The 4,129-nt window shown below is 50.0% G+C and carries 5 protein-coding genes; 4 read left to right on the top strand and 1 reads right to left on the bottom strand.

Annotated elements, in window-relative coordinates; translation table 11 throughout:
* Positions 1 to 92: 92 nt before the first annotated feature.
* Positions 93 to 506: a nucleoside-diphosphate kinase gene (gene ndk / locus HY879_00190; GenBank protein ID MBI5601752.1), complete on the bottom strand. Its 414-nt coding sequence runs from the start codon at positions 504 to 506 to the stop codon at positions 93 to 95.
* A 292-nt stretch (positions 507 to 798) separates the two neighbouring features.
* Here ndk and HY879_00185 point away from each other — a divergent pair, with 292 nt between their 5' ends.
* The 4 genes from HY879_00185 to HY879_00170 all read left to right on the top strand — a co-directional run.
* Positions 799 to 1,353: an NUDIX hydrolase gene (locus tag HY879_00185; GenBank protein ID MBI5601751.1), complete on the top strand. Its 555-nt coding sequence runs from the start codon at positions 799 to 801 to the stop codon at positions 1,351 to 1,353.
* Between the two features lie 473 nt (positions 1,354 to 1,826).
* On the top strand, positions 1,827 to 2,681 hold the full coding sequence (locus HY879_00180; GenBank protein ID MBI5601750.1) for a MurR/RpiR family transcriptional regulator: 855 nt from the start codon (positions 1,827 to 1,829) through the stop codon (positions 2,679 to 2,681).
* Positions 2,682 to 2,695: 14 nt separating this feature from the next.
* A complete protein-coding gene (locus tag HY879_00175) occupies positions 2,696 to 3,667 on the top strand; it encodes a sugar ABC transporter permease (GenBank protein ID MBI5601749.1) in 972 nt (323 codons plus the stop codon).
* Positions 3,660 to 4,129: carbohydrate ABC transporter permease (locus HY879_00170; GenBank protein MBI5601748.1), on the top strand; the 470-nt coding region annotated here is incomplete at its 3' end. The genes HY879_00175 and HY879_00170, both read left to right, overlap by 8 nt.

The following is a 4,129-nucleotide window of genomic DNA, read 5'->3' as shown; positions in this document are numbered from 1 at the left end:
TGGAACTTGAAACTTTATTCTCAACTGACCCCCGACCCCTGATCCTGAAAACTATTTTCCAATTAATCCTGAAACCGCCCAGTCAGGAACACTCAGACGATCTCCAAGGCATTGAAAAAATACCCTATTTCAACCTTGGCCGTATCCGGTCCATCGGATCCGTGGACGATATTTCTTTCTATACTGTCGGCAAAATCCGCCCGGATGGTCCCGGAATCGGCCTTGGTATAATCGGTAGCCCCCATCAATTTTCTGTTTTTACCAATGGCCCCTTCTCCTTCCAGGATCAGGACCACACAGGGTCCGGAAGACATAAAATCGGTCAGGCTGTCAAAAAAAGATTTTTCCCGATGAACGTTATAAAAACCCTCGGCCTGTTTTTTGTTCATGGAGATCAATTTCATGGCCTTAATCTTCAACCCGTTCGCTTCAAAACGTTTAAGCACCTCCCCGATCAGCCCTTTGGCCACACCGTCGGGTTTAATGATTGATAATGTTCGTTCCATCCGTTTCTCCTTGATTAATCGAAAATTTTTATTTTAGAACTTTATCGAATAGTTCCCTTGACTGTCAAGGAGTAAATGGAGCTCGCCCCCCTTCACTTTCAGGCACCATGTCGAATAATTTCTCCGATGGGTCAGGGTCGAGGGTCTTTTTTCAGGGTTGTCCAAAAAGATTCCAATAATCAGGGGGGAACCAGCAACCAAAATAAATTTGACAAGATCTCTAATAGTAGCTTATGAAAGATCTATTTTAAAGCTATGACACCAAAAAAACCAAACAAAGGGGAATGACCGCATGAATCTGGCCGAAAGGTGGAAACGGATCGCATCAAAAACTATTGGGTCTTTCCGGATTTTTTCCATCCGGGAGGATCAGTACCAATTGCCCCGCAACCATCGGGAAGCGCCCTTTTATATCCTGGAGAGCAACGACTGGGTTAATGTGATTCCCATCACCGAGAACGGAGAGGTGGTCCTGATCCGTCAATTCCGTTTCGGCACCGAGGAGGTTACCCTGGAAATTCCGGGCGGGATCGTCGAACAAAGCCAAACCCCATTGGAAGCAGGGCAAAGAGAACTGCTTGAAGAGACCGGTTTTACGACGGATCAGTGGGAATATTTGGGTTTTGTTCACCCCAATCCGGCCTTTTTAAACAACCGCACCCACAGTTTCCTGGCCCGGGGGGTGAAAAAAGTGGCTGAAATACGCCCTGAAGAGAGTGAAGAATTCGAAATGCTTCAAGTCCCTTACCCGGAAATAAAGAATTTGATCGCCCAGGGGACCATCACCCATTCCCTGGTGATCTGCGCCTTTCATCTGTACGAGCTTGGCCATTTAGCAGGAAAATAAGTTCGGAGTAACCCTTTTTCATGCTTCGTGGCGCCCGCCCCAGGATAGGCTGTAGGCGAATAAAAATCCATAAAACCGTTTAACCATGCCCATCGCCTATTGCCCATAGCCCATAGCCCCTAAAAAATATTTTCATGCTTCGTGGCGCCTCCGTTTCTCCGTCGATTCTTTTTTCTTCAGTTCGTAACCCTTGACGGTCTCTTAAAAATTCGTCATTCCGGCGCCGGCGGGAATCCAGGCCAGACCTAACTAATTAGAAACACTTGGTTCCCGTTGCCTAATAAAAATCCGGACAATCTCCTTGATAAACCCGGAGCGGTTATTACCCCTCTCTTTATAAAAAAAGTTTTTTTCATAAAATTATTTCTTGACAAAAGTTTTTTTCTTATATAGTTTAAACCGCACCGGATGTTAGAAGGCCCCTGGAAAAAGTAAAGGAATCATTTCGGCATCAACAGCACCGTGGAGACGATATGCCTAATACCCGTCCTGAAATCCTGATCAAGATTGAGAACTCGATGCGGGCATTCAATGAGGCCGAGAAAAAGGCTGCGGAGTTCATCCTGTCCAACCCCCAGCGGGTGGTTGATATGACCATATCGGACGTGGCCCAAGAGAGCGGGGTCAGCGAATCCACCGTATTCCGCCTCTGCCGTGGTCTCGAATTTCCGGGTTTCCGTGCCTTTAAGCTGGATTTGGCCCGGCAGGGGGCCGTTTCCGTCGAGCGGCCTTACGAGCCGGTTTCGGCAGATGATGATGCCGAAGCCATCGCTTATAAGGTCTTCAACATCACCATCCAGACCCTTCAGGAAACCCTGCAGGTCCTGGATTTCGCCGAAATGGAGAGGGCCTACCAGGCTCTCAAAAAGGCAGGGAAGGTGTTGATCATAGCGCTTTCGGTTTCGCGCACCTCGGCCATGATTGCCGCGGACAAATTCACCTTCGCCGGCCTGGAGGCAACGGCCGAGACCGATATCCATTTTCAGGTCATGCGGGCCAGTCTCCTCAGACCCGGCGATGTCCTTTTTGCCTTTTCTCGCTCCGGTGACACCAGAGACATCATTGATGCCACTAAATTAGCCAAAGATAACGGCGCCACCATCATCGGTGTGACCAACAACCCCCGGTCCTATTTTGCAAAGCTGGTGGACATCAAACTGGTCGTCAAATCCAAAGAAACGCGCTTTCGAAATGATTTATTGGCAACACGCATAGAGCATTTGGCCATCGTGGATACCCTATTCACCACCCTGGCCTCGCGGGACCCGGAGCGCGCCAACGCCCGCTACAAGCCTATGCATGATGCAGCCCTGGGAAAACAGATTTAAAAAGGAGTACTGCCTTGTCCCTCGAAAACTCTTCGCCGATTTCGAAGACGGCCTCCGATCTGAAAGACCTTTCTCCTGCCATTCCATCTCCCACATTTTATCAAAAAATAGTGGAGATGGTCCCCTGGTATGTCTGGTGGCTTTTTCCTGCCGTAATCATACTGGCGACGATTACCATCTTTCCCTTCTTCTGGATGATCTATATGTCTTTCATGAAAATCCAGCTTCAGCCGGGCATGGGAAACCTTTTCGTTGGGCTGGCCAACTGGATCAAGATGTTCGAGAATCCCAATATCTCCCACGGTTGGATGCTATTGGCCATCTACATCTTGGCCTGCATGGTGTTGCAGATGGGATTGGGCCTGGGAATCGCGCTGCTGATCAACAACATGAAAGGGGAAAGCTTCTTCTCCACGGTTTTCCTGATTCCGATGATGGTCGCGCCCGTGGTGGTCGGGCACCTCTTTAACCTGCTGCTCAATTCGTCCTATGGGCTGTACGCCTGGATCCTCAATACCCTGGGACTTTATTCGGCCGGCAGCCTTTTGAGCAACCCCAAAACGGCTCTTTGGGCCATTGTGGCCATGGACACCTGGGAGTGGACGCCGCTGATCATCCTGATCGTATCGGCCGGCTTAAAAAGCGTACCCCGCGAAACCATCGAGGCCGCCCATGTGGACGGCTCAAGCCCCCTTCAGGTCTTCTTCCAGGTCACTTTGCCTTACATTAAACCGGCCCTGGTTATAGCCTTCCTCCTGCGTTTCATGGACTGCATGCGATTCATCGACCTGATTTTAATCACCACCCGGGGAGGCCCGGCGGTGGCCACCAAAACACTGCCCTTTTACTTGTATACCAAGACTTTCCAGGAATTTGACATTGGCGTCGGCGCAGTCATGGGTTTTACCCTTCTGGTCATCATCATCATTTGCGCCATGCTGACAACGACCATCCTGCTTAAGGAGCCGGAGACGGAACGTGTATAATAACGTAATACGTAAAACAATCAAATGGGCGCTTATCCTGACTTTTTTTCTCTGGACCATCATCCCCATCCTGTTCATGGTCTCTTCATCCTTCAAGGCCACCGGGGATATCTTCGACCTGCCTCCCAGTGGTGACTGGGCCGGAATCTTGAAATTGCTCTTTTTCTTTAAGGCCTCCCTGGCCCAATTCCAGGCCATGTTTATTGAAGGGCATTTCTTAAGGAACGTCGCCGTCAGCTTTCTGGCCACCGCCCTCTCGGTGCTCATTTCGGTTCCTTTGGGCCTGATGGCCGCTTACGCCCTTTCCCGCGGCCGGATTACCGGGAAAAAACACCTCTATTTCTGGATCATTTCCACCAGGATGGCCCCGCCGGTGGCCGTTATGATTCCTTTATACGTCCTTTGGCGAAGCTTCGGTATACTCCATAGCCTGCCCGGCCTGGTCATGGCCTATGTCACCTT

This window comes from Deltaproteobacteria bacterium (assembly GCA_016219225.1).
Lineage (GTDB): Bacteria > Desulfobacterota > RBG-13-43-22 > RBG-13-43-22 > RBG-13-43-22 > RBG-13-43-22.
This window is presented reverse-complemented; position numbering and strand designations above follow the sequence as displayed.

Excerpts from the sequence above, each read along its gene's own strand:
- HY879_00180 (MBI5601750.1), top strand. The coding sequence starts at position 1,827 with ATGCCTAATACCCGTCCTGAAATCCTGATCAAGATTGAGAACTCGATG.
- HY879_00185 (MBI5601751.1), top strand. The coding sequence starts at position 799 with ATGAATCTGGCCGAAAGGTGGAAACGGATCGCATCAAAAACTATTGGG.
- ndk (MBI5601752.1), bottom strand. The coding sequence starts at position 506 with ATGGAACGAACATTATCAATCATTAAACCCGACGGTGTGGCCAAAGGG.